This is a genomic window from Microaerobacter geothermalis (assembly GCF_021608135.1).
Classification (GTDB): Bacteria; Bacillota; Bacilli; order DSM-22679; family DSM-22679; genus Microaerobacter; species Microaerobacter geothermalis.
In genome coordinates this window covers 18,454-45,446 of the sequence record NZ_JAKIHL010000004.1, presented here as the reverse complement: position 1 = coordinate 45,446, position 26,993 = coordinate 18,454, and the positions used below count along the sequence as shown (strand labels likewise).

Annotated in this window: 27 protein-coding genes; 9 read left to right on the top strand and 18 right to left on the bottom strand. The window is 39.4% G+C overall.

What is annotated here, in order from left to right:
- The first annotated feature begins 113 nt into the window (after window positions 1-113).
- The 3 genes from L1765_RS03810 (at window position 114) to glnA (ending at window position 3,307) form a co-directional block, all read left to right on the top strand.
- A complete protein-coding gene (locus tag L1765_RS03810; protein WP_236405254.1) occupies window positions 114-1,397 on the top strand; it encodes a methionine gamma-lyase family protein in 1,284 nt (427 codons plus the stop codon).
- A 78-nt stretch (window positions 1,398-1,475) separates the two neighbouring features.
- Window positions 1,476-1,886 (top strand): MerR family transcriptional regulator, encoded by a 411-nt coding sequence (locus L1765_RS03805; RefSeq protein ID WP_236405253.1) that lies wholly within the window; start codon window positions 1,476-1,478, stop codon window positions 1,884-1,886.
- Between the two features lie 80 nt (window positions 1,887-1,966).
- A complete protein-coding gene (glnA, locus tag L1765_RS03800; protein WP_236405251.1) occupies window positions 1,967-3,307 on the top strand; it encodes a type I glutamate--ammonia ligase in 1,341 nt (446 codons plus the stop codon).
- 192 nt (window positions 3,308-3,499) lie between these two features.
- Here glnA and lexA read toward each other — a convergent pair whose 3' ends face one another.
- Window positions 3,500-4,120: a transcriptional repressor LexA gene (gene lexA / locus L1765_RS03795; protein ID WP_236405249.1), complete on the bottom strand. Its 621-nt coding sequence runs from the start codon at window positions 4,118-4,120 to the stop codon at window positions 3,500-3,502.
- A 170-nt stretch (window positions 4,121-4,290) separates the two neighbouring features.
- On the opposite strand from lexA, the gene L1765_RS03790 reads away from it, so the two are divergent.
- The 3 genes from L1765_RS03790 (at window position 4,291) to L1765_RS03780 (ending at window position 7,073) form a co-directional block, all read left to right on the top strand.
- Window positions 4,291-4,587 carry a LysM peptidoglycan-binding domain-containing protein gene (locus L1765_RS03790; RefSeq protein WP_236405247.1) on the top strand — a complete coding sequence of 99 codons (297 nt, stop codon included), beginning with the start codon at window positions 4,291-4,293 and terminating at the stop codon, window positions 4,585-4,587.
- Between the two features lie 285 nt (window positions 4,588-4,872).
- On the top strand, window positions 4,873-6,669 hold the full coding sequence (locus tag L1765_RS03785) for a nitrite reductase (RefSeq protein WP_236405244.1): 1,797 nt from the start codon (window positions 4,873-4,875) through the stop codon (window positions 6,667-6,669).
- Window positions 6,670-6,887: 218 nt separating this feature from the next.
- Window positions 6,888-7,073 carry a DUF896 domain-containing protein gene (locus tag L1765_RS03780; RefSeq protein ID WP_236405241.1) on the top strand — a complete coding sequence of 62 codons (186 nt, stop codon included), beginning with the start codon at window positions 6,888-6,890 and terminating at the stop codon, window positions 7,071-7,073.
- A 2-nt stretch (window positions 7,074-7,075) separates the two neighbouring features.
- Here the strand turns inward: L1765_RS03780 and L1765_RS03775 are convergent, their stop codons facing one another.
- Window positions 7,076-7,498: a hypothetical protein gene (locus tag L1765_RS03775; RefSeq protein ID WP_236405239.1), complete on the bottom strand. Its 423-nt coding sequence runs from the start codon at window positions 7,496-7,498 to the stop codon at window positions 7,076-7,078.
- Window positions 7,499-7,664: 166 nt separating this feature from the next.
- Window positions 7,665-8,705: a gamma-glutamylcyclotransferase gene (locus L1765_RS03770; protein WP_236405237.1), complete on the bottom strand. Its 1,041-nt coding sequence runs from the start codon at window positions 8,703-8,705 to the stop codon at window positions 7,665-7,667.
- A gap of 221 nt (window positions 8,706-8,926) precedes the next feature.
- Between L1765_RS03770 and L1765_RS03765 the strand changes: the two genes are divergently transcribed.
- The gene (locus L1765_RS03765; RefSeq protein WP_236405235.1) at window positions 8,927-10,276 is read left to right on the top strand and encodes an aspartate kinase; all 1,350 of its coding nucleotides are present in this window, start codon (window positions 8,927-8,929) and stop codon (window positions 10,274-10,276) included.
- A gap of 158 nt (window positions 10,277-10,434) precedes the next feature.
- Here L1765_RS03765 and L1765_RS03760 read toward each other — a convergent pair whose 3' ends face one another.
- The 3 genes from L1765_RS03760 to L1765_RS03750 all read right to left on the bottom strand — a co-directional run bounded on the left by L1765_RS03760 (window position 10,435) and on the right by L1765_RS03750 (window position 13,493).
- A complete protein-coding gene (locus L1765_RS03760; RefSeq protein ID WP_236405233.1) occupies window positions 10,435-11,238 on the bottom strand; it encodes an ABC transporter substrate-binding protein in 804 nt (267 codons plus the stop codon).
- A gap of 84 nt (window positions 11,239-11,322) precedes the next feature.
- Window positions 11,323-13,152, bottom strand: a complete 1,830-nt coding sequence (gene typA, locus L1765_RS03755; protein WP_236405393.1) for a translational GTPase TypA — start codon at window positions 13,150-13,152, stop codon at window positions 11,323-11,325.
- A gap of 50 nt (window positions 13,153-13,202) precedes the next feature.
- A complete protein-coding gene (locus L1765_RS03750) occupies window positions 13,203-13,493 on the bottom strand; it encodes a GIY-YIG nuclease family protein (RefSeq protein WP_407942193.1) in 291 nt (96 codons plus the stop codon).
- 259 nt (window positions 13,494-13,752) lie between these two features.
- Here L1765_RS03750 and L1765_RS03745 point away from each other — a divergent pair, with 259 nt between their 5' ends.
- Complete coding sequence (locus L1765_RS03745) at window positions 13,753-13,950, top strand: cold shock domain-containing protein (protein WP_236405231.1); 198 nt, start codon at window positions 13,753-13,755, stop codon at window positions 13,948-13,950.
- A gap of 148 nt (window positions 13,951-14,098) precedes the next feature.
- The gene (locus L1765_RS03740) at window positions 14,099-15,520 is read left to right on the top strand and encodes a DEAD/DEAH box helicase (protein ID WP_236405229.1); all 1,422 of its coding nucleotides are present in this window, start codon (window positions 14,099-14,101) and stop codon (window positions 15,518-15,520) included.
- Between the two features lie 214 nt (window positions 15,521-15,734).
- Here the strand turns inward: L1765_RS03740 and L1765_RS03735 are convergent, their stop codons facing one another.
- From L1765_RS03735 to L1765_RS03680, 12 genes are all read right to left on the bottom strand, one after another.
- Entirely contained in the window at window positions 15,735-16,625 is an 891-nt protein-coding gene (locus L1765_RS03735; RefSeq protein ID WP_236405227.1) for a lipoate--protein ligase family protein, read from the bottom strand.
- A 46-nt stretch (window positions 16,626-16,671) separates the two neighbouring features.
- A complete protein-coding gene (locus L1765_RS03730) occupies window positions 16,672-16,932 on the bottom strand; it encodes a hypothetical protein (RefSeq protein ID WP_236405226.1) in 261 nt (86 codons plus the stop codon).
- On the bottom strand, window positions 16,929-17,072 hold the full coding sequence (locus L1765_RS03725; protein WP_236405225.1) for a hypothetical protein: 144 nt from the start codon (window positions 17,070-17,072) through the stop codon (window positions 16,929-16,931). Before L1765_RS03725 ends, L1765_RS03730 begins: the two co-directional genes overlap by 4 nt.
- 8 nt (window positions 17,073-17,080) lie before the next feature.
- Entirely contained in the window at window positions 17,081-17,314 is a 234-nt protein-coding gene (locus L1765_RS03720; protein ID WP_236405224.1) for a hypothetical protein, read from the bottom strand.
- Between the two features lie 47 nt (window positions 17,315-17,361).
- Entirely contained in the window at window positions 17,362-18,216 is an 855-nt protein-coding gene (locus L1765_RS03715; RefSeq protein WP_236405222.1) for an ABC transporter permease, read from the bottom strand.
- Entirely contained in the window at window positions 18,213-19,148 is a 936-nt protein-coding gene (locus L1765_RS03710) for an ABC transporter ATP-binding protein (RefSeq protein ID WP_236405201.1), read from the bottom strand. Before L1765_RS03710 ends, L1765_RS03715 begins: the two co-directional genes overlap by 4 nt.
- The gene (locus L1765_RS03705; RefSeq protein WP_236405199.1) at window positions 19,145-21,550 is read right to left on the bottom strand and encodes a DUF7408 domain-containing protein; all 2,406 of its coding nucleotides are present in this window, start codon (window positions 21,548-21,550) and stop codon (window positions 19,145-19,147) included. The genes L1765_RS03710 and L1765_RS03705 overlap by 4 nt, the downstream gene beginning before the upstream one ends.
- A 413-nt stretch (window positions 21,551-21,963) precedes the next feature.
- Window positions 21,964-22,443 (bottom strand): N-acetyltransferase, encoded by a 480-nt coding sequence (locus L1765_RS03700; protein ID WP_236405197.1) that lies wholly within the window; start codon window positions 22,441-22,443, stop codon window positions 21,964-21,966.
- Window positions 22,444-22,512: 69 nt separating this feature from the next.
- Window positions 22,513-23,472, bottom strand: coding sequence for an adenosylcobinamide-phosphate synthase CbiB (cbiB, locus tag L1765_RS03695; protein ID WP_236405189.1), 960 nt, complete (start codon window positions 23,470-23,472; stop codon window positions 22,513-22,515).
- Complete coding sequence (gene cobD, locus L1765_RS03690) at window positions 23,469-24,593, bottom strand: threonine-phosphate decarboxylase CobD (RefSeq protein WP_236405178.1); 1,125 nt, start codon at window positions 24,591-24,593, stop codon at window positions 23,469-23,471. The genes cbiB and cobD overlap by 4 nt, the downstream gene beginning before the upstream one ends.
- 219 nt (window positions 24,594-24,812) lie before the next feature.
- The gene (locus L1765_RS03685; protein WP_236405160.1) at window positions 24,813-25,736 is read right to left on the bottom strand and encodes a pseudouridine-5'-phosphate glycosidase; all 924 of its coding nucleotides are present in this window, start codon (window positions 25,734-25,736) and stop codon (window positions 24,813-24,815) included.
- A 17-nt stretch (window positions 25,737-25,753) separates the two neighbouring features.
- A complete protein-coding gene (locus tag L1765_RS03680; protein ID WP_236405158.1) occupies window positions 25,754-26,839 on the bottom strand; it encodes a carbohydrate kinase in 1,086 nt (361 codons plus the stop codon).
- Between the last annotated feature and the right edge of the window lie 154 nt (window positions 26,840-26,993).

Here is a 26,993-nt window from a genome sequence, read left to right as displayed (position 1 = left end):
AAGCTTTTTAAAATTGCTCCGATCAGGTAATATATTGATCAGGAAATGTATAATAGATGACCAGAATTTGTTATAGTTAACATAATAAAATTTATGTAGATTGGAGAGCAAAAATGTTTAGGTTTTACCAACATGGAGCACTTCTTGAACCTATCGTAAAAAAAGTGGAAGAAAAAATTAAAAAACGTTTGAATGAAGTAGATCAATTAGTGGATTTCAACCAACTGAAGGTACTTAAGACCTTCCAGAAACATAAAATAAATGAATTTCACTTTACTTCATCGACAGGCTATGGCTATGATGATCCCGGCCGTTTTGCACTTGAATCTGTTTATGCCGATGTATTTGGGGGAGAATCAGCACTTGTTAGACCTCAAATCATTTCAGGAACCCATGCAATTACCATCTGTTTATTTGGGATCTTAAGGCCTGGAGATGAGCTAATTTATATTACAGGAAAACCTTATGACACTTTGGAGGAAGTGATAGGAGAAAGAGGGGAGGGACAAGGTTCGTTAAAAGAATGGGGAATTTCGTATAAGGCCATCCCATTAACTTCAGAAGGTAACATCGATTGGGAGAATGTGTCAAAATCCATTTCTTCTAAAACAAAGATGATCGGAATTCAGCGCTCTAGGGGATATGACAATCGTCCCTCTTTCTGTGTTAAAGAAATTGGGGAAATGGTTCGTTTTGTTAAGAAAGTCAAATCGGATCTTATCGTATTCACCGATAACTGTTACGGGGAGTTTACTGAAGAAAGAGAGCCGACAGAAGTAGGTGTTGATATTATGGCTGGTTCTCTGATCAAAAATCCTGGAGGAGGTTTAGCCAAAACTGGTGGGTATGTCGTTGGGAAAAGGGACTTGGTTAAATTGGCCTCTTACCGCTTAGCTGCACCGGGGATAGGGGCAGAAGGAGGAGCTACATTAAATACACTCCTTGACATGTTTCAAGGTTTCTTTCTTGCTCCACACGTGGTTGGACAAGCATTGAAGGGTGCTATTTTTTCATCAGCTCTTCTTGAGGAATTGGGGTTTTCTACATCACCAAAATGGAATGAACCGCGAACAGATCTGATTCAGTCAATTCAATTCCATACACCGGAAAATTTAATTACCTTTTGTCAAGGGATACAAAAAGCATCTCCTGTTGATTCCAATGTTCTTCCTGAGCCCAACCCTATGCCGGGGTATCATGATCCTGTCATTATGGCTGCCGGAACATTTATTCAAGGGGCTAGCATTGAATTGACCGCTGACGGACCATTAAGGCCCCCGTACCTGGGATTTATTCAGGGAGGACTTACTTATTCACATGTAAAAATAGGCATATTAACTGCATTAGATTATATGTTGGAAAAAAAATTGATTATTTCAGAAAAAAAGATTAAATAATGTAATTTATTATTACATACGTTGACAATGAATATTACGAAAGTTAAAATAGTGGTATGAATGCCTGGAGGTGATAAAATGAGCGATCAAATTCGTAGAAACATGGCGCTTTTCCCTATTGGCATTGTGATGCAGCTGACTGAATTAACAGCAAGACAGATTCGTTATTACGAAGAAAATGAATTAATTCATCCTGCACGAACAAAAGGAAATCAACGTTTATTTTCTTTTAATGATGTAGATCGACTCTTGGAAATTAAATCGTTAATTGAGAAGGGAATTAACATTGCCGGAATAAAGCAGCTGATGCAGTCGAAGGATAAAGATCAAAACGAACCATTGACAGTGATGGACAAAAAATCAGAAAGCAAGCGGAAAGAACTATCCGAAAGCGAACTATTACAAATGTTAAAGCACCAAATTCTGCATAACAGGCCCGGGACATCCCCATCTTTGATCCAAGGAGAACTTTCAAGATTTTTTCACTAAAATTAGTCTTATTAAACTCACATGCCATGGCTGCATATGAGATAAATTTTTAAAAGGAAAAGTGGAAGGAGAGTGCTGTAGTGCCAGGAAGAAACTATACCAGGGAAGATATCTTAAAAATGGCTGATGAAGAAGAAGTTCGCTTTATTCGATTAATGTTTACAGATTTATTGGGGGTTACCAAGAATGTTGAGATTCCAAGAAGTCAATTGGAAAAAGCCCTTGACAACAAAATGATGTTTGACGGTTCCTCTATCGAGGGATTCGTACGTATCGAAGAATCCGATATGTATCTTTATCCAGATTATAATACCTGGGTTGTTTTTCCATGGGGATCTGAAGAAGGTAAAGTTGCCCGTTTAATTTGTGACGTTTATATGCCGGATGGAACACCTTTCCCAGGAGACCCAAGAGGAATTCTAAAGAGAGTTTTGGCAGAAGCAAAAGAGCTCGGGTTTACTGCAATGAATGTTGGTCCTGAACCTGAATTCTTCCTCTTTAAGACAAATGAAAAAGGAGAACCGACGTTGGAATTAAACGACCAAGGCGGATACTTTGATTTTGCTCCTGTTGACCTCGGTGAGAACTGTCGCCGAGACATTGTGATGGTTCTTGATCAAATGGGTTTCGAAGTGGAGGCATCCCATCATGAGGTTGCACCTGGACAGCATGAAATAGATTTTAAATACGCCGATGCCGTACAAGCTGCCGATTATATCCAAACATTCAAACTGGTGGTTAAGACCATTGCCCGCAAGCATGGCTTACATGCTACATTCATGCCCAAACCCGTTTTTGGAATTAACGGCTCTGGAATGCATACCCATCAATCCTTATTTACGAAGGATGGAAATGCTTTCTATGATGAAACCGACAGTTTAGGATTAAGCGAAACCGCCCGTTATTATTTGGCGGGAATTTTAAAACATGCACGCGGTTTTGCGGCTATTACCAATCCGCTCGTAAACTCCTACAAACGTTTGGTTCCTGGTTATGAGGCTCCATGTTATGTGGCCTGGTCAGCAAAAAACAGAAGTCCATTAGTACGTATTCCTGCTTCAAGAGGATTAAGCACTAGAATTGAAGTAAGAAACCCTGACCCTGCTGCTAACCCGTATTTAGCCCTTGCAGTTATGTTAAAAGCTGGTCTGGATGGAATCAAGAACAAACTTCAATTGCCGCCTGCAACTGATCGTAATATCTACATCATGAATGAGCAGGAAAGAAAAGAAGCGGGTATCGAAAGCCTCCCAAGCACATTAAAAGAAGCAATTGACTGCTTGCTCGCCGATAAGGTCATTTGTGATGCACTAGGGGGCCATGCTTTAGAACACTTTGTTCAAGCAAAGGAAATTGAGTGGGATATGTTCCGTACCCAAGTTCATAATTGGGAAAGAGATCAATATATTTCATTGTATTAAACTTACATGCCCCGAAGGGTTACAAATTGATATGAAAATGTATTTTCATATCAAACGTTAATTTTTTGATCATAAAAGTTCAGCACCTATCTCCTAAAGGGATAGGTGCTTTTATAATGGAACCAAAATATTCATACAGCTTGTCATGATCAGCTGGTTTCTGAAAGATTATAAATTCATAACATTTAGCGACTAATGAATTGTTCTAAATACCCCAATTACTTTACCTAAAATGGCTACATTTGTTACTATTATAGGCTCAAGAGACGAGTTTTCAGGCTGAAGTCGAATGCGATTATTTTCTCTATAAAACCTCTTTACCGTAGCATCACCCTCTTCGGTCATAGCAACAACAATATCCCCGTTAGAAGCACTTTGTTGCTTTTTAACAATGACAAAATCACCATCTAATATCCCGGCTTCAATCATACTGTCCCCCTGTACAGTTAACATAAAAACCTCTTGATCACCGACAATCGGGGCGGGGAGAGGAAAGTACTCATCAACATTTTCTATGGCGGTAATGGGTTCTCCTGCCGTAACTTTTCCAACAACTGGAACGTATGTAAAAGCAGTTTTTAAATGCGGTGCGTAGTCATCCTGATCGAGTACTTCAATCGCCCTTGGTTTGGTTGGATCCCGCCTAATATATCCCTTTTTTTCTAAGCGAGCCAGATGTCCATGAACCGTTGAACTGGAAGCTAATCCAACCGCTTCACCGATCTCGCGAACTGATGGGGGATAACCTTTTTCACGAACTTCAGATTTGATAAAATTTAAAATTGCTTTTTGTCGATTGGATAAATCCGTCATTATATCACCTCTTATACTAAATTTACTCTTTATATTCATCATAACACAGAACGTGATATCGTTCAAACATGAGTTCGAAAAATAGTTGCAAAAACATTTGTTCCCTTATATAATTGGACTTAAGAACCAATGTTCGGAATTGTTTTCGGAATTGTTAAGGGGGGATTAACATGTCCAAAGGAATATTTTTTGTTTTACTAGTTTTAATCATAGGATTAGGAAGTGTCTATTCTTATGTTTTTGCTTATGTTGAAAATGAAGGAAATTCTGTCTCTGATCATATAAAACCACCTCATCAATTGATCGTAACGGTAAAAAAAGGAGACACCCTTTGGTCAATTGCCAGTCAAGTGAATAAAAAGGGAGTGGATCTATATAAAATGATATATTACATAAAGAAAACAAACGGATTAAAAGATCATCTTATTTATCCGGGTCAACAGTTGGTGATTCCAGAAATTTCATAAGGCAAAAATAAAACCTTGTCAATTTTGTGACAAGGTTTTATTTTTTCTGTTTAAAATTTAGTTCTGTGATATAAATCACACTGAAGAGTTACATATCATGCTAGCATCCATGTTGAAGGGTTCTCCACACTTTCTACACATGATTGGAAAAATAAAGGGGGGATCGTAAAAGTTTACCAGCACTTTTTCTATTATTTGATATGAAAATATATTTTTCATATCAGTTTGACCCTTCGGGTCATGTAAGTTTAGTTGATTAAAAAATGATTAAAAGGAGGTTTTTACATGCTTAAAAGAGGTCTACTATTCGCATTTCTTCTTTCTCTCATCGTTATTTTAACAGCCTGTTCTTCTGAGACCACTGCTCCATCTGATAAAGCTTCGGAACCAGCTAAAGAACAGGCCCAGCCAACAGAACAACCTGTTAACAAGCCGTCTGAACCAGTTGCTGGTGAACAAGCAAAAGGGGTTGTTCAAAGAACTGATATCGAAAAACTATATGTGGACAGCTGCGGTGGCTGCCATGGACAAACCCGACTTGGGGCCCTCGGGCCAAACCTTTTGCCTGAGCGTCTTTTCTCCGGCATGAAAGAGGAAGATATTTTCAAAGTGATAAAAGAAGGACGTCCTGGAACGCCAATGCCTGCCTTTAACACCGTTTCAAAGGACCGTTCTGACGATGCAACCATTAGGGAACTGATAGAATACCTAAAAACTCCAGTTGCATTAGAGGCTCAAACTTGGTCATTAGAAGATGCCAAGGCTTCATTAGAGGTTATAAATGATGAAAAAACCTTACCAGCACAACCAACCGCCTGGGATCCTAATGAAATTGAAATTGGTGACTTAATGGTTGCCATGGAGCGTGAAACCCGTAAATACGCAGTAATGGACGGTAAAAACCATAAGCTTCTTGGAAAGATTGATGGCTCCTACCGTACACATACCATTCAGTTTGGTCCGGCAGATACTCCTGAAGGACGCTATATGTATGGAATCGGTCGCGACGGTTGGCTCTTTAAAGTTGATATGTATTCGTTTAAAACCGTAAGAAAAGTACGTGTAGGTCTAGATTCTCGTGGAACTGCTGTATCCGCCGATGGTGAATACATCGCAATAAGCAACTATCTGCCAAGCTCCGTAATGATACTTGATAAGTATCTAAACCCGCTTAAATATCTTCCAACCTACGGTATAGATCCGGATGGACAAATCGTTGGAGTGAATGGAAGTCAAAGCCGTGCTGCGGCAATTCTTGATACAGTCATCGATGGAAAACAGATGTTTGTTGTTGCATTAAAAGAAGCGGGACGCGTGTGGGGGATTGATGTATCTAAAGAAGGGGCAGAAAAAGGGTTCCCAATTGTGGTTGATGTTCCAAGGGTAGGACGTATTCTGCATGATGGATTCTTGGATGATAGCGGTCGCTATTTCATGATTGCATCACAAGGCGATAATACGAAGCCAAGTCTACTTGATCCTTCAAAACCTGATAACGGGTTAATGGGTATCGTTGATATGAAGGAAGGTAAACTGGTATCGCAATTACCTGCCGGAATTAAACCCCATCCTGGACCAGGTGCAGTGATACACACTAAGAAAAATGGAGTTCTTTACGCCACACCTGCGATTGGAGAAAACTTAGTAACTTTCTGGAAACAAACAAAAAATGGCTTTGAGGTATACAAGCAAGTTCGTCTTGGTAAAGAAGGAGAGAACGGCGGATCTTTGTTTATTCGCGCCTATAACGGCATAGAAGGAAAAGGCGAAGCCCAAAACTATGTATGGGTAGATATTGCTTTTGCTCCAAACTGGAATAAGGTTTTCGTTATTGATAAAGAATCCCTTGAAGTGGTAAAAGAGATTGACACAGCAGCTATCGCAGGCACTGATCCCCAGAAAACACGTTCAGTCCATCCTGAATATACACAAGATGGGAAATTCGTATATGTAGCTCTTTGGGAAGGAAATGCCGTTCTGGTTTTTAAACCTAATGGTGATTTTGTAACCAAAATTGATGGACCTGTAACACCAACTGGTATTTTCAGCTATGGAGCCCGGGCCGCTGAACCTGGTATTTAAAAAATAATTAACACTTGAACGTTAATTATAATATGAAAAGAGTCCATTCGGAAACATTCCATATGGACTCTTTTTTTTAAAACTGACACCAGGTTCTAAAAGACCGCTTAAACAGTGAAAGTCGCCTATATGTTACATGATAACAGGAGAAAAGGAGGTTGAAATTAAAGGAAAACTTCAGTAAAGTGAAGGGAGTAGATAAGTAGGAGGATTTCAACATGATCACGAAAGAGCATATTGAGCGTATTAATCATCTGGCAAGAAAATCAAAAACCGAAGGTCTTACTGAAAAAGAAAAACAAGAACAGAAAGAACTAAGAGAACTTTACATAAAAACAATGCGACAAAGTTTAAAAAGTCAGTTGGACTCAATAAAAATAATTAATCCTGATGATAAAACATAATTTTATTTTCGATATTGATTAACAATGATTTCCATAATTTTCACGATTGGTTCCAAATCTTTAGGTTGAATTTGTTTGGCTAAAAAGACAATCCTATCAATCATAGAATGATTGTCGATCATTGGTTCTTTCAAGACTGCTAGTTCATTGAAAGTATCTGAAGTATTATTTTTATTAATTTCAATGCTACAATCTACAGAGCTATTATTCGTAACGGAGTGTATATCCTCAATATTTTCAATTTCTGATAAAGAATAGGTTTGGGTAGATTTCGAATCATCATGATAAATAAGGATGTGTCCCTTGCTTTCATCGAACTGAATAATGCGACAAGGGATGTTCATCCTCTTTTTATTTTTATTCACATAAAGTCTTACTAATGTTTTATTAACTATCCATTGTTTCATCATTTTATCCAAAAACATTTAACGTATCTCCTTGCAAGTTAGTTGTTAGATTATGATATCTATCATAGCAGAAGATAGATTTAAAATGCAGGAAATTTTTTTAAACTTTTGCGTCCGATAATATATATTATGTTAACTAATAAAGCAACAAAACAAACTCCTACTCTTAGGAAACCCTGAATGATTAAGAATCCCTCAGCCTTTCAATTTTCTTTACCAGTCGATTTAAATAACTATTACTTAATAAAGCCGCTCCTTCAATAATGGTTCTGGCATATTCTTCACTGGGGGGAATTTCATTTTTTTCTCTTTGGACTACCTCATAGGTGTATGCAGGAATAGTTAAATTGTCAATTTTAATATTTACCAAGATCCTACGGTATGCAGGATTTATAAGATGTTCCCCTGCTCCCTCCCTAATGTCCAAATCCTTTAAATGGTAATGGGGAATCAAGTATAGCACTCCTTCTGTCACAGAACCGGTTTCATAGAGGATATCAGCTACTCCCCTATCATTCCAGTTCTTCGATCTTCTTGTAAAACCAACTCGGTAATTTTCCAATTCAGCTTTCCCCACCACTTTATACTTCGGTACATTCTGCGAAAAAGACTGGCGGTTCATACAGGAGCCATAGGCAAAATAAAGATGCCAAGGCTCAACCTTTCTCTGTTTCCAATTGCCATTAAGAATCAAAGGATATTTTTTTATTAAATTAATTTTCCGATCATCTGGATACCTGTAAACCTGGCATTTCATTACTTGGTGATCATTTGTCCATGCTTCAGTGTACACTCTTTCATACTCATTTAAAGGTGAATGAGCATCGTGATATCCTTCCAGTAAATCCATAGATTGAAAGGCTTTATCTGGATCATGAAGTTCGATGATCTGACCATGGATATATCCGCTGCCTTCCACGATGGCCGGGTATGGACCAAGATCAAACATCCATCCCCTAATGGTAGCGGGTACCACAGATTTTACTTGATCTTTTATTATATGGTGGTAATACTCCCCCTTCAAAAGGGTTCCATAAACAAATACTCGATCTGTCACTTTTACATTTCCCTCCTTTTCATAAGGTACATGGTTCGTTTCAGTAGATAGATTTATGTTGATAAATTCAAGGACAAAATCAAAGGATTTTAGAATCACTCCAGCCTTTACATAAATTACGAGATCAGATGACAGGCCCGCCCCAGTAATGATTATTGTTTTATCCAATTCCTGTAGCCACTACTTTAGATTACGATCTTTTTAGAAATCCGCATCGTATTATCACCCTTTAAAAATTATTTTAACATCACAATACTTACTTTTTCCAATTGATAAAATATGACTTGCAACTGTTTAATAGAACAGATAGGATATAAGGTAAAGGTTTTTTGGTTAATAAGATCAGGCTTTTTAAATCAGAGAGCTTCTAGTGAGTGGGGGAAAACAGAATGAAAGTAGCAAAATTTGGAGGGACCTCCCTTGCCTCTGCACATCAGATTCGCAAGGTATGTCATATTATTACAGGAGATCCAGAACGAAAGATCATAGTAGTTTCTGCACCAGGTAAGAGATTTAAAGAGGATATTAAAGTAACGGATCTTTTAATTGCATTGGCCAGTAAATTTCTAAAGGATGGCCAAGTAAAGGAAGAGTTAAATGATGTTGTGGTGCGATACCGCGAAATTGCAGAAGGTTTGGAATTACCTGAACATATAGTATATGTCATTGAAGAGGACCTTAAAAAACGTCTTGCTCAGGATACAACGAATCAAAAGAAATTTATGGATTCATTAAAAGCGAGTGGAGAAGACAACTGTGCAAAACTGGTAGCCGAGTACCTCCGGACAATGGGTTATGAAGCTCATTATATCAACCCTCGAGAGGCTGGCTTGCTGGTGAGTAATGAATACAGCAACGGACAGGTTCTACCGGAAAGCTATGAGAGGCTTAAAAAGCTTAAAAACTATTCAGGCATATTAATTTTTCCCGGATTCTTCGGATATACCATCGATGGGGATCTTGTCACTTTCCCCCGTGGGGGTTCTGATATCACTGGTTCCATTTTGGCTGCAGCAGTTAAAGCTGATTTATATGAAAACTTTACTGATGTAGACTCCGTTTTTTCTGTTAATCCAAATATAGTGGAGAATCCAAAAGAAATTAAAAAATTAACATATACGGAAATGAGAGAGTTATCCTATGCCGGCTTTTCTGTATTCCACGATGAAGCTTTGGTCCCCGCATTTCAAGCAAAAATCCCTGTTTGTATCAAAAATACAAATAATCCCAACGCACCGGGTACCTTGATCGTAGCTGAACGGGAGACAACTGATCAACCTGTTTCTGGAATCGCTTGCGATGTTGGTTTTTGCAGTATTAATATAAGTAAATATCTGATGAACCGAGAAGTTGGTTTTGGGCGCAAACTTCTTCAAATATTGGAAGATGAAGGTTTATCTTATGAACATACCCCATCAGGAATCGATAATATTTCTGTTGTCTTAAGAGAATTTGATAAAGAAACAGAAAAGAGAATCGTAGAACGGATTCAAGCGGAATTAAAAGTGGATGACATTTATATCCAACATGATTTAGCCCTGGTTATGATCGTAGGAGAAGGAATGAGACGTTCTGTTGGTATTACTGCAAGGGCTGCCAAGGCTCTTGCCAATGTAAATGTAAATCTTGAAATGATTAATCAAGGCTCTTCCGAAGTTAGTATTATGTTTGGTATAAAGGCTAATGATGCCGATAAAGCGGTGATTGCCCTCTATGAAGAATTTTTTAAAAATCAATAAACTTCAATCCACATTGCATAACTCATCACTATCCCATTTTGGGTTTCAGCATCTCTATTATCGATAGTTGTTCTGTTTCGGCCATAGGATACTCAGATTTTTTTAATGTTATTGTTTTATCCATTCCAGTTTATCCTTATTTGATGACAAAAGTCTTATTAAATTGTAATTTCCTCCAGCAGTTGGTTTAGGTATTTTGGAGCTTTTATCATGCGAGCACCATACCAGCTAAATATTTCTCCATCTACCAGGAAAACCTTAGTATCAGGAAATATTTTTTCTAAGCTTGCTTTATGAGATTCTTTAAAAGGGTATGGTTCAGAAGAGAGAAAAATGAGGTCTGGAGAAAGTTTTTTAAAATCTTCCAGTGACACTTCAGGATACCTCACCGGGTAATCCCGAAATACATTATACAAACCGCATTGCTCCAGCATGGAGTGGATAAATGTATGATTTCCGGCGACCATATAGGGTTTTTGCCAAATCACATAAGCCGCCTTTATTTTATTGGCTTGGTTCAACTTGTCTAAATTCAAAAACTCATGATATATGGCTTCTATCATCTGCTGGGCTTGTTTTTCCCTGTCGGTTATAGAACCGAGATCCTTGATCATTTTTATTGCATCATCGTAGCTTTCAACATTTGTCACATATACGGGAAATTTTCTAGATAATTTTTCTACAATCTCCTTTGGGTTTTCCTCCTTCTCAGCAATGATCAGATCAGGCTTTAAATTTTCGATAACCGAAAACTTGACCTCCTTCGTTCCACCAACAATGGTTACTTCTTTTACTTGATCGGAAGGATGTTTGCAATATCTCGTTCTTCCAACCATTTCATTGGAAATATTTAGCTCAAACAATGTTTCGGTAATAGACGGACATAAAGAAACAATTTTCCTCGGTGGAAAGGGAATGTAAATTTTTCGATTCAAATGATCCTCCACAGCTTTATAATCCATACATTTTCTCTCCCATCAAGTTACATTTTCTCATACAAAAGGCCCATGACCCTTCGGGTCACATATTGATATGAAAATATATGTTCATATCAAAGCTTTTCGTTGCTTCTCATAACGTTCCCGTTCACTCTTATTCAAATATTTTTTGCGAAGCCGAACGGATTTCGGTGTCACTTCCACATATTCATCTTCGTTGATATACTCAAGGGCCTCTTCCAGAGACAATATGCGAGGAATTTTCAATTTTGTTGTTTCTTCCTTTGTGGCGGAGCGAACGTTGGTTGCATGCTTTTCCTTGCAAATGTTTACCACAATATCATTTTCCCGATTGTGCTCGCCGACAATCATTCCTTCATAAACATCTGCTCCAGGGTGGAGAAACATCGTTCCTCTATCTTCAACGGACATTAACCCATATGTGGTTGCAACCCCATTTTCCATGGAAACCAGGACTCCAGCCCGTCTTCCTCCAATTTGCCCGGAAGTTATCGGCTGATAACCATCAAATGAGTGATTCATGACCCCATATCCTCTGGTTTGAGTCAGAAATTCAGTCCGGTAACCAATCAGTCCTCTGGATGGAATTATATACTCCAAGCGGGTCATCCCGAATCCATTGCTGATCATATTGGTCATTTCCGCTTTCCTTTCTCCAAGGGACTCCATCACGACACCTGTATATTCTTCAGGAACATCAATGACCAAATACTCAAACGGTTCACACTTGATCCCCTCCACTTCTTTTACAATCACTTCCGGTTTGGACACCTGTAGTTCAAACCCTTCCCGACGCATCGTTTCAATGAGGATGGAAAGATGAAGTTCACCACGGCCGGAAACGATAAATGAATCACCCGTTTCTGTTTCCTCTACCCGCAGGCTTACATCTGTTTCCAATTCAGCCATAAGCCTTTCCCTTAACTTTCGGGATGTGACATATTTTCCCTCTCTGCCGGCAAATGGACTATTGTTAATCAAGAAAGTCATCTTTAATGTGGGTTCATCAATATTTAGCAATGGCAATGGCTCCGGATGTTCCAAATCAGTCACAGTTTCACCAACATGGATATCTTCCAGGCCTGGGACGGCAATTATGTCTCCTGCAGATGCTTCTTCAATTTCAATACGTTTTAACCCTTCAAAGCCAAAAAGTTTGACAATTCTTACTTGTTTAATTGACCCGTCTCTTTTGATTTGAGCCACTGTCTGCCCTTTTTTAATCCTACCGCGATGAATCCGTCCAATGCCAATCCGTCCCAGATAATCATTATAATCAAGCATCGTTACCTGCATTTGCAGAGGAGCCTCTGTCTCCACTTCCGGGGCTGGAATGGTTTGAATAATTGCCTCATAAAGGGGCTGCATATTCGTCCCCAAATCCTCTGGGTCCCTGCTTGCAGCACCATTTACTGCAGAAGCATAAATAACCGGAAAATCCAGCTGTTCCTCAGTTGCATCAAGATCAATAAAAAGATCATATACTTCATCAACCACCTGAGCTGGTCTGGCATTTTCCCTATCCATTTTATTGATGACCAAAATCGGAGTCAGATGTTGTTCCAGAGCTTTTTTCAGTACAAATCGGGTTTGAGGCATACAACCTTCAAAGGCATCAACAATAAGCAACACACCATCCACCATTTTCATAATCCGTTCCACCTCGCCGCCGAAGTCAGCATGGCCAGGGGTATCTAAAATATTAATCTTATACCCTTGATACTGGATGGCTGTTGTTTTCGCCAGTATCGTGATTCCCCGTTCACGCTCCAGATCATTGGAATCGAGTGCTCTCTCTCGGACCTGTTCATTTTGACGGAAAATGCCGGATTGAATCAACAATTTATCCACCAGGGTGGTTTTTCCGTGATCAACATGGGCAATGATCGCAATGTTTCTAATATCGTCTCTCTTTATAAACATGAGTTGTACTCCTATCTCTCCATATTTTTAACTCTAAAAATATACTATAGTTTTCTCTGAAAGGAAAGATCTTGCGGATTATACTGTATGTTTAATGTTTTCTGAATTAATGCTTCTTTCCTCTTCTTGGACCATTGTTTTATTTCATATTCCCGTCTCATTGCCTCTTCTTTGGAGAAGAACACTTCGAAATGGACCAAACTAACAGGAGTACGTCCTCTTGTGTATTTTGCTCCTTCTCCCTTATTATGTTTATGGATTCGTTCCGCCAATTTTGTGGTGTATCCGGTATAAAGGGTTGAATCCTTACATTTTAAAATATAGACATAGTGCATGAAGATCATCTCCAACACTGTTTTATCATTAATCTTCATTTTCTCAAAGCTAGTGATAAATAGCAAATGAACAAATCTGTTAGAGTACGATTAAATTCATTTGCATTTCTTTTTCAACTGTGATATGCTTGTAAAGCAGTATAAAAAGATGTGAAGAACTAAACGATCTTGCGGCCTCTTGTTTGACAGGTATGGACGAAAGTTGTTATAGGTATTCCGCTTTTTTTGCAAAAAATAATTTTTAAGGAGGCCCAATACAATGATTGGAAAAGTAAAATGGTTTAACTCAGAAAAAGGATATGGTTTTATTGAAAAGGAAGATGGTGGAGATGTTTTTGTCCACTTTACTGCGATACAAGGAGAGGGTTTTAAAACCCTTGAAGAAGGTCAACAAGTAAAGTTTGATGTTGTAGACGGAAATCGCGGACCTCAAGCCGCAAATGTTGTTCGATTTTAAGTAATCATCAGAGAATGTGAAAAAGCATTTTCCGATATGACGGAAAGTGCTTTTTTTATGATCTTATCCATCATCGATACCTTAACATTATAATTTTATAAATTGAGGAAAAAGATATTAGTAAGTAATTTTTAAAGGAGTTTTGAATATGACAACATTTTATGAGTTCGGATTAAGTCATTCTGTCATTCGAGCCATCAACAACATGGGATTTGAGGAAGCAACACCGATACAAGGTCAAACGATTCCCATCGCTTTAAAAGGAGAAGATTTAATTGGTCAAGCACAGACCGGAACGGGAAAGACTGCTGCATTTGGCATTCCATTAATAGAAAAAATGGAAGTTGAGTCAGGACATATTCAGGGACTAATTATTACTCCTACAAGGGAATTAGCCATTCAAGTTGCAGAGGAATTAAACAAGATCGGGGAGTTTAGAGGGGTGCGTACACTACCCATCTATGGAGGGCAAGATATTAACAGACAAATTAAATCGTTAAAAAAGAAGCCATCTGTCATTGTCGGGACTCCTGGTAGAATAATGGATCATATGAGAAGAAATACCATTCGTCTTACCCAGATAAAAATGGTCGTTTTGGATGAAGCGGATGAAATGATGAATATGGGTTTTATAGATGACATCAAAGCCATCCTTCAGGAAATTCCTGATCATCGACAAACTCTCCTTTTCTCCGCAACGATGCCTGAACAAATTGCTAAACTGGCTGAGCAATTTATGAAAAACCCAAAACAAATCAAAATTAAGGCAAAAGATGTTTCACTGCCCGCCATTGAACAACATTATATTGAAGTCCCTGAAAAACAAAAGTTTGATGTCCTTTGCCGACTAATAGATATTCAATCTCCAAACCTGGCCATTGTTTTCGGAAGGACAAAACGAAGAGTAGATGAACTTTCAGAAGCACTTAACAAGCGTGGCTATTTGGCGGAAGGGCTCCACGGAGATCTTACCCAGGCCAGACGAGAAATCGTTCTAAGACAATTTAAGGAAGGAATCATTGATATTCTTGTAGCGACTGATGTGGCTGCCAGAGGATTAGATATCAGCGACGTCACTCATGTGTATAATTTCGATATTCCGCAGGACCCCGAGAGTTACATCCATCGGATAGGACGTACTGGCAGGGCAGGAAAAACAGGACTGGCTACGACGTTGGTTACACCTCGGGAAATGGACCATCTCAAAAGCATTGAACATCTTACCAAAAGAAAAATAATACGCAAGCCAGTCCCCACTTTACATGATGCTATTGAAGGAAAACAGCGACTAACGGTGGAAAGATTAGAGCAATTTATAGAACAAGATGGCAATATTGACAGATATAAGGCTCTGGCGGAAAAACTGCTGAAAGAAAATGACTCAGTCACTCTATTAGCCTCAGCGCTAAAAATGTTAACAAAACAACCAAACACTGATCCAATCACCCTAACTGAAGTAGAGCCATTAAGAATCAGAAAGTCAAAAAATAACTTTAGGCCATTCAGACAAAAAGAAAAAAATTCTCAACGGCAAGGCGGAAAAAAAAGAAAGAAACAGTTCAGCCACTAACGGACAGCCTTCGAGTTCGTGCTTTAGCGTTGGGGCTAAAGCACGGGAATTAACCTTCAAACTGACTCCACCTTTGAGATACTCAGATGTTTTTGAGGGCTCCGTTCTTTAGATTTGAAGCGGACCTGAATCAGTTCCCTTGACGAACTCGAATAGAGGACGACGAATCTTTTATTCCACATCTAAAGTCATCGGATAAAAAACTTAATTTTCTCTAGTCTTGATATGGATCTGCTGCTGATAAATGCGGCTGATCCTTTTCTTTAAGTATTTCATTTCTCTCGTACATCAGTTGCAAGTTTTTTTTGTATTCGTCTAACTCATCCTTTTTTAATCCTGTATCCAGAGTCAAATGAACAGAGTTCTTTTTTAAAATTGCATTCACCCGATTTTTTAAATCTAAAACTGTTACAGGCTGATTGGTTAAATCAGCTATAGAGCCCATGGTATGGCTATCAATTTGAAGCACATTAGACATTTGATTTTCGCTAAGGTGACTTTCTCCTGCCAGTTCATAATATTTTTTGATAAGTTCCGCCCTCTCTATTCCGCTTCCTGATACCAATAGAAAGGCTTGTACTGCTACCCCTTCTCGGCGGCGCCTTTGAGCGATACCGGCAAATTTAATTCCATTAATACCAAGGTCATATCGTCCAGGGCAGTATGAACCCTTGATCTCTCCTGCATCAATTCTTTTCCCTAGGGGCTCTAATATTTCCTTAATCAATTGATACATAAATACATAACCGTATTTAATATTTGAAAAAGGATCTTTGACTGGCAAAATAACAGATAGATTTAATACATTCTTATCTAATACAACAGCGGCTCCTCCAGAATTGCGAACAATCGTTTCGTACCCGGCATCTTGCAAAAACTTGATTCCTTTATAAACTCTTGGTAGCCGAGCATCTCGAATTCCCAGTACCACTGTGTTGTCATGTGACCAAATGTGAATAACCGGAGAAGAAAGATTTTTTCCCACAAATGTGCACAGCGTGTCATCCACGGCAAAAGAATGTATTGGCAGATCACTTGTGTTATGATTCACACGATCAATTATTCTCCACGCGTCTCTAAAAAACATTTCATTATGTTCAATCATAATCTACCCTTCTTCACAGACTGGATTTGTTATATATACAGCAACTTTAATTCTTACTATTATTTTTCCTTCGGTTATTTGCATGCAATAACCGAGACATTCTCTCTTCTGTCAGTTTCGACGGCAGTGGGTTTGCTTTTATATTTTTATTCCCTCTTATCCAATGAGTCGAAAGGGAGAACCGTCTTAAGGCGACATCCAGGGGAAAGAGCAGCAACGCTAAAAGTAAAAGAAACAGGGAAAGATCTTCATAGCCCTTAATCTTTTCCAGGCTTTCACGATCAAAGACATCCCCTGGTTCGGTCAATACCCTTCCCCACCTGCCTCCACCACCGGAAGCAATTCCACCTCTTTCTTTACCAGTTCAGGAGTATCGATAATGGCCTTTACCCCGGTCAACAGGTCATTGGTCTGAATCGTAATCTGAACAGTTTTACCCTCTATCATAATAGATTCTAACTGCCACGGTTTTTCCTTAAATCCCCCATCCAGATGGCTAGATAGATTTGTTTCATAAATATAATGGGATAAAAACGGGAAATAACAGCAAAAAGCAATGACAGAACAAAACCCGGAATAGAGGCATAAAGCATCCCTCTAAAGAGCTGTTCTAACCAAAGTCTTCTTTTCATGGGTTTTAGCAAATAGATCAATTCCCTCTTGTCACTCCACCCTTTCTGACGTAGCATAATCATACTCCTTTTACCTTGATCTTCACTTTTACGACTCCACTAAATTAAGTTTTCTTGATACGAAAAGGTTTCATATTGGGTCTCAACTTTCGAATGCTGAAGAAGAGCAAGGCACTGATCATCAAGGCGTAATAGCCCAAAAATATGTGCCAGAGTTGAAAATCCACCTGCCGATTGACGATTCCCCTAGCAAAATCTGGTTCAAATATACTGACCAGAGCTGCCCCGGGATTAGCTCCCATGAGAAATAAAGCAATCATGTTGGCCTGCTGGCTGGAACCAGGTACCTTAAAGAATTCAGTGAGAAAAATAGCCAGAAAAAATGTTCCGGCAAAGATAAAAAGAACCGTCCCATAAGTGACAATCGTGGATACCATGGTTTTTTTGAATAACGTTGAAAAGAATATTCCCAAGGTTCCCAAGATCAGCATGGTAAACAAAAATATGCCAAAAGTGGCCACCAATTGCCCTGGAGAAACTCCGCCATATAAAAATACAATGCTATAGAGGGGCAGAGTCGCAACAATCATCAGCGACAAAAAGGCCAATGATGAAAACAGCTTGCTTAAAATGATAGAAGTGGAAGACTGTTGGGTGGTCAGCAAGATGTTCAATGTCTGCCTCTCCCGTTCTCCACTGATCGCGCCTGCCGTTAATCCAGGGGTTACAAAGGCTATCAGAATCATCTGCATGATGGACAAAACGATAAAAAACTCTTTACTGTTATTGGGGTTAAAGGTTCCTTGGAACCTATCCATCGTTAAATACATAAACGCAAAGGCGACTGACCCAATGGCCAGGAGATAAAACAGAATAGCCAGGGTAGATTTCAATGAACGCATACGCAACCGAATTTCCTTGTCAAGAACGGGATTAATCCAGATTTTTGCCCATTTCACGAGGAACTATCCTCCTTTGTAATTTCAAGAAAAATATCTTCTAAATTCGTTCTTACTTCAGAAAATGAGACAATCGGCAAATTCTGTGCAATCGCCAATGAAAGCATGGATGCTTGCTGTTCATCCGTCCCTTCGTATGAAATCAATATTTTGCAAGAATCCTGATCATCTACAGTAACAGAAGAAACAAGGGGTTGATTTTCAAAGAACCGGACGGTTGCTTCAAGATGTTGAAGGATGCGAATCTGCAGCAAACGGCTGCCTTTTAGTTTCTCAATTTCGGAAACTTTTCCGCTGGCAACCAGTCTTCCATCTTCAATTACGCCAATTTGATCACAAAGTTCGGATAACTCGGGTAAAATATGGGAGCTAATCAGGATGGTTTTTCCCATGGAGCGAAGCTCCTTTAATATTTTCCTCATCTCAATCCGTGCCCTTGGATCCAGTCCGGAAGCAGGTTCATCCAAAATGAGAACATCCGGGTCATGAACTAGGCATCTGGCTAGGCAAAGCCTCTGCTTCATTCCCCGGGACAAGGTATCCACATAAGCATCGGATTTCTGGGACAGATTTACCAATTCCAATAGCTGGGGAATCATCTGGTTCATCTCTATTCTTGAAATTCCATAACTGGCCCCAAAAAAATAAAGATACTCCGACACCTTGAACTGATCATACACCCCAAAAAAATCCGGCATGTATCCGATATGTCTTCTCACCTGTTTGGGATGGGTTGTCACGTCATATCCGGAAACCATGGCTCGACCAGAGGTAGGAGCCAAAAGAGTGGCCAAAATGGACATCGTCGTCGATTTGCCTGCACCGTTTGGTCCGACAAAACCGTAAACCACCCCTCTATCGATTTGCAGATTTAATTGGTCAAGGGCAGTGAAATTTCCATACTTTTTTGTTAACCCCTCTGTTTTAATCATTTCTCAATCACTCCCTTTACCTGGATGGTAGGCTTTTCAAACCCACCGTCTCTGGTGGTCGTTAAACGAATCCTTACCCGATTTCCCTTGATATAAGAAGGTGGATCATCCAACTTAGCAGTTGGGCCAAATATCCTCTCCCATTGGTTCTTTCCCCAGTTGTACAAGTCATATGATACAAACGGGGGATTATCCAAACGCAATTCCATTTGGTCCACTTTTCCCTTTTCAGGGACTGGCAGCATAAACTCCAATTCTGCTGTTCCCACACCCATATATACCCTTTGTAACCCTTCCGGCTGATAATCAGTGGTCAATTGATTGACTGATGGATTGACATATCCATGGGGAATAGCGAAGGTATTTCCATTCTGAATAGAAACATTCAGGTTTTGGTAGATAAGAGATAAATGATTATCCGATTTTACCTTTTCGTTTACTTCATACTGAAAGACAGGTTGATCCACCCAACCAATGATCATTGGCAGGTTAAATTTCTCTTTCGGGCTTGTCGTGAATGTTCCAGGCTTTACCGGTGTCGCATAGGCTACTCGATCATTAGTTCTTAATACCTGTTCCAACAGGGAACCCTTGCGGGAATCATAATTGGCATTGGGCTGGTAAGGACTGTTGTAATATTGACTATACATTTGATAAACCAGATCCATGTCAGGAGACAGATTGCCAATCCCCTGAAGTCCAATTTGAACATCTACTTTCTTGTTTTCCCCTTTTTTCATCGACCCAAGTTCCACATACTTACGCCCGACAAGAATTCTGGCATCGTTCATATCGAAGGAAGTCTCATTGGTCACTATCCCGGTCAGCCTTCCCTCGCTCAAGCGAAGATCACTGTCAATCCGACCATAGGATTCCGGCATGAGATCAGCATACACCTTTTGTACTGACCAGTAATCCACATCTAGGAATTCAACCTGACTCTTATTTTGGGTTTGGGAGATCAGGATAGAGCTTGCTTTTTCCATCGGATTTTGCATAAACCTGCTGCTGATGGGAATCATCTGTTCCGAAGAAGTCAGACGGTAATCCCCTCCTCTGGGGACAAAAATGGCAGAAGCGGCGCGCCCTTTTCCATTTCCCATTCCATCCAGTTCCACAACCGCCAGGGTATGTTTTAGTACACCGCCCAATCGTTCAGAGGCACCAGTTACAAAAATAATCAAGGAAAAAAGGACTCCGGCAGATGGAATAATCACCCACATCCATTCTCTTTTATCAAATCGTTTTAATATCAAATAAAGACCGAAGGTGATAAGCAAAATATAGATGACAAAGGAAATCATGAGCAGACTGACAGATGGAACCTTTAAATCAGGGAATCTTTCAACTCCGTTCATAAGGGAATACATCCGATCAAACAGCCGACTGTAGTTCAGTTTTTTATAGAAAAATTCCGGACCTATCTCCTTGAAAACATTGCTCCACAATTTGCTATTTCCCTTCCATGAAGAAAAGGGTTCCGCCGTTAGATCATAGGCCGTATAGATGACTTGACCCTGTCCATATGAACGAATCGTAATCCCGGGGATCTCTTCAAACGAAACGATTACCTTTCCTTCTGCAAGATCACCGACAGACAGCGTAACTGGTTGGGGAGAATTGATTTCCTCTTCCGCATAAGAACTTAAGGATGATAATTCTTTGCTCTCTCTGGTTCCTCTAGGGATCACTGGAGAAATATCTGAAAAAGGCAGGACTGTTTCCCGATAGGATCCACCTCCAGAAAGAATCATAACTCCACCTGAGCGAATCCATTCTTTAATGGCATTCATTTGAACTGAAGTTAAAGTATCCGCCGGGAATCGGTCAACAACCAGAATATCTAATGAATCCAAATTCTGATAATGATCAGGTATATCCTTTTCACTTAGAAAAACCATTTCCGGTCTTGCACTTCCGGAAATGGGATTTGATACGGTTAAAAAGAATTTTAACCCATCCGGATCTTTCGTTAATGCTCCAATTAAAAGCTCTTCCGGTTGAACGAAATCACTGACAATTCGTATCTTGTTGGCTAATTCCACAGGTTTTCCCTTTTTATATCCTCCTTCATAAAAGGAAACCTCCAGGTTTTTAGGGTTAAAGGGGTTATAACCAACCGGCAGGGATAAACTGATTTCCTTCACTCCCCCTTTAGATAAACTCATTGGAAATGTGTAAGTACCATACCACTGCTCATCAGGGGCAGCCTTAACAACCAGGTCTCCTGAAACTTCATCTCCCTGGTTGGTAATCGTCACATGAATTGGCGCCCATCTGGATTGCTTGATTTTTCCATGAAGTCCTATCTCCACCTTAATATCTACAAGTCCTTCAGCTTCAACTGGTGAAAAAGATAGGATGAATATTAGGATAACAGCTATAGGGATCCACTGTTTCATCAAAAATCCTCCCGAATTTGGTATGTCTATAGATGTGGAACTTTAGTTCCGTCTCTATTTATTCTCTACTATTATTAGACGGTTGGAAATGTATAAAAGTTTCATTTATTTCCTGATTAAAACACCTGAAACAAAATTATATTTTATCAAGTCACTTTCTTCCAAGTAGTAAACTTAGTATATCGTACGACCGAAGGGTTTCAGAAAAAAACCTGTATCTGTAAAAAGATACAGGTTGAAAGTTATCCATTTTATTGTGAACGGAGCAAACACATTTTCTTCTGAACGGTTAAATAGAATAGCAGCAAATACTCGGAAAATTACGATAAAGATGCCGCCACTTATGCTCCCGCATATGATCTATGGGTAAGTGGCGGTAAACCCTAAACAGGTTCGCTGCATTGAAGGGATCTTTAATCATTAAGATCCAGTACAAAGGCACGCTCATCACACTTGGGAAACTTGGGGCAATTGATACACTCACGCCACACCTTATGCGGCAGCACATCCATGGCTACTTCCGTAAATCCGCATTTTGAAAAAAACTCAGGCTGATAAGTTAAAGCAAATACCCTTGGCAGTTCCATTTCTTTTGCCTCGTTTACCAGGGTTTCGACTAATTTACGTCCTATACCTTGTCCGGCGTAATCAGGATGAATAGCCAAGGCTCTAATTTCGGCCAAATCACTCCAAAGTAAATGCAAACCGCCTGCTCCCACCACTTGGCCATCATAATCAGCAACGGTAAATTCCCTTAATCCTTCATAAAATGAATTTCTGGACCGTGCCAGCATCAATCCTTTTTGTGCATAAAGATTGATTAACTCATGCATTGTTTCAACGTCACTCATTTTCGCCTTTCTAAATGTAAGCATTAACAACGATCCTTTCATGTAAGTATAATGTATAATAATACTCTTAAGTGTATTTTTTTGCAATAGAAAATATGTAAATTTTGCTCTTCATAATTTACAAATAAGTAGAAGGAAGACAACAACTACCAAGATAAAAATCAGCGAAACCAAAATCATAAGCTTTACACACTTTACAATATCATCCGGTTGAATGGTGCGAAGTAAATCCCCCATTTTTGCCCGATGGGATGCAATCCCTTGATAATAATTGGTTCCGCCAAGTTGAATTCCTAAAGCACCGGCAACGGCAGCCTCTGGAAAACCACTGTTGGGACTGGGATGTTTTCTCGCATCCCTTAAAGTAATCTTCCATGCATTGGAATAATTATAACCTTTAATCCAACTTGCCAAAACGATCAAAAGAAAAGTGAGCCTTGCTGGAAGAAAATTCAAGACATCATCAAAACGGGCAGAAGCCCATCCCAAATTTCGATATTGCTCATTTTTGTATCCCACCATAGAATCTAAAGTATTAGCCGCCCGGTAAGCCATGGCTAGCGGTGCTCCCCCAATCATTGCATAAAAAAGAGGAGAAATAATGGCATCCACCATATTTTCTGCTACTGTCTCCACCGCACCGCGGGAAATCTCTTTTTCATCCAATGATTCCGTATCTCTACCTACCACCATCGACAAGGTTCTTCGAGCTTCAATTACATCTTTATTAAGAAGGCAAACATAGATTTTCAAGCCTACATCCTTCAGTCCCTTAACGGCGATTGTTGTTGAAATCAGCCAAATTTCCATAATCCATGATAAGATCGGATGAGCCATGGATAAAGCTTTCAGCAGCAGGTATACAATGAAATAGCTCCCACCTGCAATAATTATAGGAAAAAGCATTCCCGCATACTTGAGATAAACCTCCCTTTTAAAAATTCTCCGGATCATCCTCTCCAAAAAGGTAATCGATTTCCCAATATATACAACGGGATGGGGGAAATTTCTGGGATCCCCAATGATAATATCTATAAAATATGCCCCTGCAATCATGAACGCCAATGTCATTCCATTCCTCCATTATTAGGTTTTACTATTCCGTTCTTCTCACCCACGGCTTTTAGTGCATTTAATAGTTTGCAATTTTCACCCCGTGAACGGACCGCAATGCGAAAGTCACGGGAGGTCAGCCCAGGATACATGGAGCAATTGCGTATTAATATTCCCTTTCTTCCCAACTGCTGCTGTATACCAGTTGCAGTGAATCCGAGAGGCAATCGAACGAGAAGAAAATTGGCTTCACTGGGCCACACCTGCCATCCTAAATCATTTCTAATCGATTCAATTAAAAAGTTTCTTTCTTTCCTGATCAGTAATCTGGTTTCTTCTTCATACTCTGTTTGGTTTAAACATACTGCACCTGCCACAAGAGCAAGCTGATTAACACTCCAGGTTATTTGTTTATTCTTCATTTTTTTGATCATATCAGGGGATGCAATGGCAAACCCCAATCTTAAACCGGGAATGGCATAAAATTTGGTTAGTGAACGAATAATGACCACCTTGGGGTAGATTTCTAAAATCGATAGGAGTCCCAATTGTTTAGAAGAAGAAAGAAAATCTATAAAAGCTTCATCCATTACCAGATATGTATCGGTTTCATCCGTCCATTTGGCCATCTGCTTCAACTCTTCATCGGAATAGGTTACCCCAGTTGGATTATTCGGGTTTCCTATAAACACCAAGTCACATTTCGTAAACAATTTAAATAATTGATTAAAATCGGGTCTTAACGTGTCACGGTCAGAAAAACAACCTATAACATGGACTCCAAAGCTTTTTGCCATTTTCTCATATTCTGAAAAACACGGATAAACGACACCTACTGTTTTTGGCTCCAAACCAAGAATAGCTAGAGCCATACATTCGGCAGCCCCATTTCCCACTAAAAAGAAAGATTGAGGCAACTTAAATTTTTCAGACAACATACGTGTAAACTTCCGGTGGGCCGGATCCGGATAATGCTGTACCCATTTCCAATCCTCCTGAATTCTGCTGAAAAGTTCCTGCGGTGGACCCAAAGGATTAATGTTGGCACTGAAATCAATCCATAGATCGGGGTCAATAGAAAATTTTTCTGATGCCGTAAACAAATCTCCACCATGTCCAAATTGTTCAATCCAAGCCATAAAAAACAATTTCCTCCTTTCCCTCCATTAACAATTTAACAGGATAATTTTAGATGTCAATAAAGAAAACTCGCCGATTGGCGAGCCCATGGGCAAAGAAAAAGGCGTAGTTACCCTTATGCGACATAAGAAAGTATAAATAAAAGATTTATACTTCTTATTAGCCAAAAAACCCTTCTGAGTCATGGATCAGAAGGGAAATATCAAAAATTCGTTGCTTTAGCCTGATAACTTATTTAATGCTACCGCTATTTTGGCACCTGCTTCAGCGTTGTGTTTAACCAAGGCAATATTTGTTTGAAGACTAATTCCACCTGTTAATTCCTTCACCTTATTCAATAAAAATGGTGTAACTTTCTTGCCCTTTATTCCTTTTATCTTTGCCTGTTCAAGAGCCGTATCAATTGCCTCTTGAACCTTAGATTCTTCCATAGCGTCTTCTTCAGGTACCGGATTTGCGATAACCAGTCCACCATGTAAGCCCAATTCCCATTTTGTCTTAATTAGGGTTGCCATCTGATTAGGAGTGTCGATTCTGTAATCCACTTTAAATCCGCTTGTCCTAGTATAAAATGCTGGAAAATCATCGGTTTTATATCCGATTACTGGAACTCCGCGGGTTTCCAGATATTCCAATGTTCTTTCGATATCCAAGATTGATTTTGCCCCGGCACAAACCACCGCTACGTTGGTTTGCGCCAACTCAGTCAAGTCGGCAGATATATCCAATGTATTCTCACCTTCAAGGTGTACGCCTCCGATTCCACCTGTTACAAAAATATCTATTCCTGCCATTTTTGCGCAGATCATCGTAGCAGCAACCGTCGTCGCTCCATTTTTATTCATAGTCAAGATGTATGGAAGGTCTCTTCGGCTAACTTTTTCAATCTCCTGACTAACAGCAAAAAACTCCAATTCATCTCGAGTCAACCCAATTTTAATTTTTCCATTGATAATTCCTATGGTAGCCGGGACAGCCCCGTGATCTCTGATGATTTGTTCGACATCCCTAGCCGTATTCACATTTTGAGGGTATGGCATACCATGTGAAATAATAGTAGATTCCAGTGCAACAATTGGCTTCCCTAACCTTTTTGCTTCCTTCACTTCCTCGGTATATTCAATCCATTGTTCAAGCCTCATTTTTGTCCTCCTCGCATCTATTGGTTTAAGTAGGAATAAAGTATTCCCGAATTAAGATTAGAAACGGTGTTTTTCGTCTGTAACGTAAGGGATGCTGCAGTTATTCCTAATCGTGAAGCCGAAATCAATGATTCCCCTTGAACAATACCAAATATGACACCCGCTACTAACGCGTCTCCTGCTCCCGTAACATCCACGGGAGTAATTTTGGGGACAGCCACATGCTCACTAATCCCATCGGCTTCAATATAAATCCCATTTGATCCAAGAGTGAGAATGACTTGTTCAACCCCTCTCTTCCTTATCATCTCGGAGGCCAGTTTACAATCATAAATACTTTCAATGCTGATTCCTGACATGATTTCCGCTTCATCTTTATTTGGAAAAATTATGTTCACTCCATCCAGTTCATCAGGTAGTTTCTTCGCTTTTGTGATGGATACAGGATCAACACACAGAAAGAGGCCTTCTTCTTTACATCTCCGAATCATATTGGATAAGACATTCATTGGAAGATTGGCATCAAGAAAAATGATTTGTGAAGAAGCAATATGGGACCACCTCTCCATGATCATTTCCCAAGTCAAAGCATCATAGATTTCCATATCAGCCAAAGCAATAACCATCTCACCGTTTTGATCAAGAACTGCAGTGTAATTCCCCGATCTTTGTTCAGGTAAAGTGATGGATTGGCTTATATCGACATGATGCTTCCTTGTTTCATCCAGTAACCATGATCCCTCGCTATCTTTCCCTACAACCGTAATTAACGATGTGGAGCACCCTAGTCTCCCAAGATTCTCAGCAACATTTCTTGCAACCCCTCCACAGGATTGGGAGGAATGAACCGGATTAGATGTATGAAATTGTATAGAACTTAATGACTCCATCTTGCGGTCAATATTAGCCCCACCAATACACACAATGTGTTTTTCCTTTGGTAATACATAGGCACGGCCTAAAATTTTTCCATCTTTCATTAATTTGGAAATATAACCTGCTACTGCTGAACGGGTAATTCCCAGCTTATTAGCCAGATCCTTCTGTGAAATAAACGGATTTTCTTTAATTAATGATAAAATTTGACTTTCCTTATCACTCATAAGCTCACCCAACTTATAAACTTTTGTTACTATTATAAACAAATGTTTATAATTAATCAACCTCACTATCGCGTGTTGATTAACACCTAAATGCCATGATCAACATAAAATAAACAAAGTGGAAGTACTATTCATCTTCTTTAGAAGGGAGAGA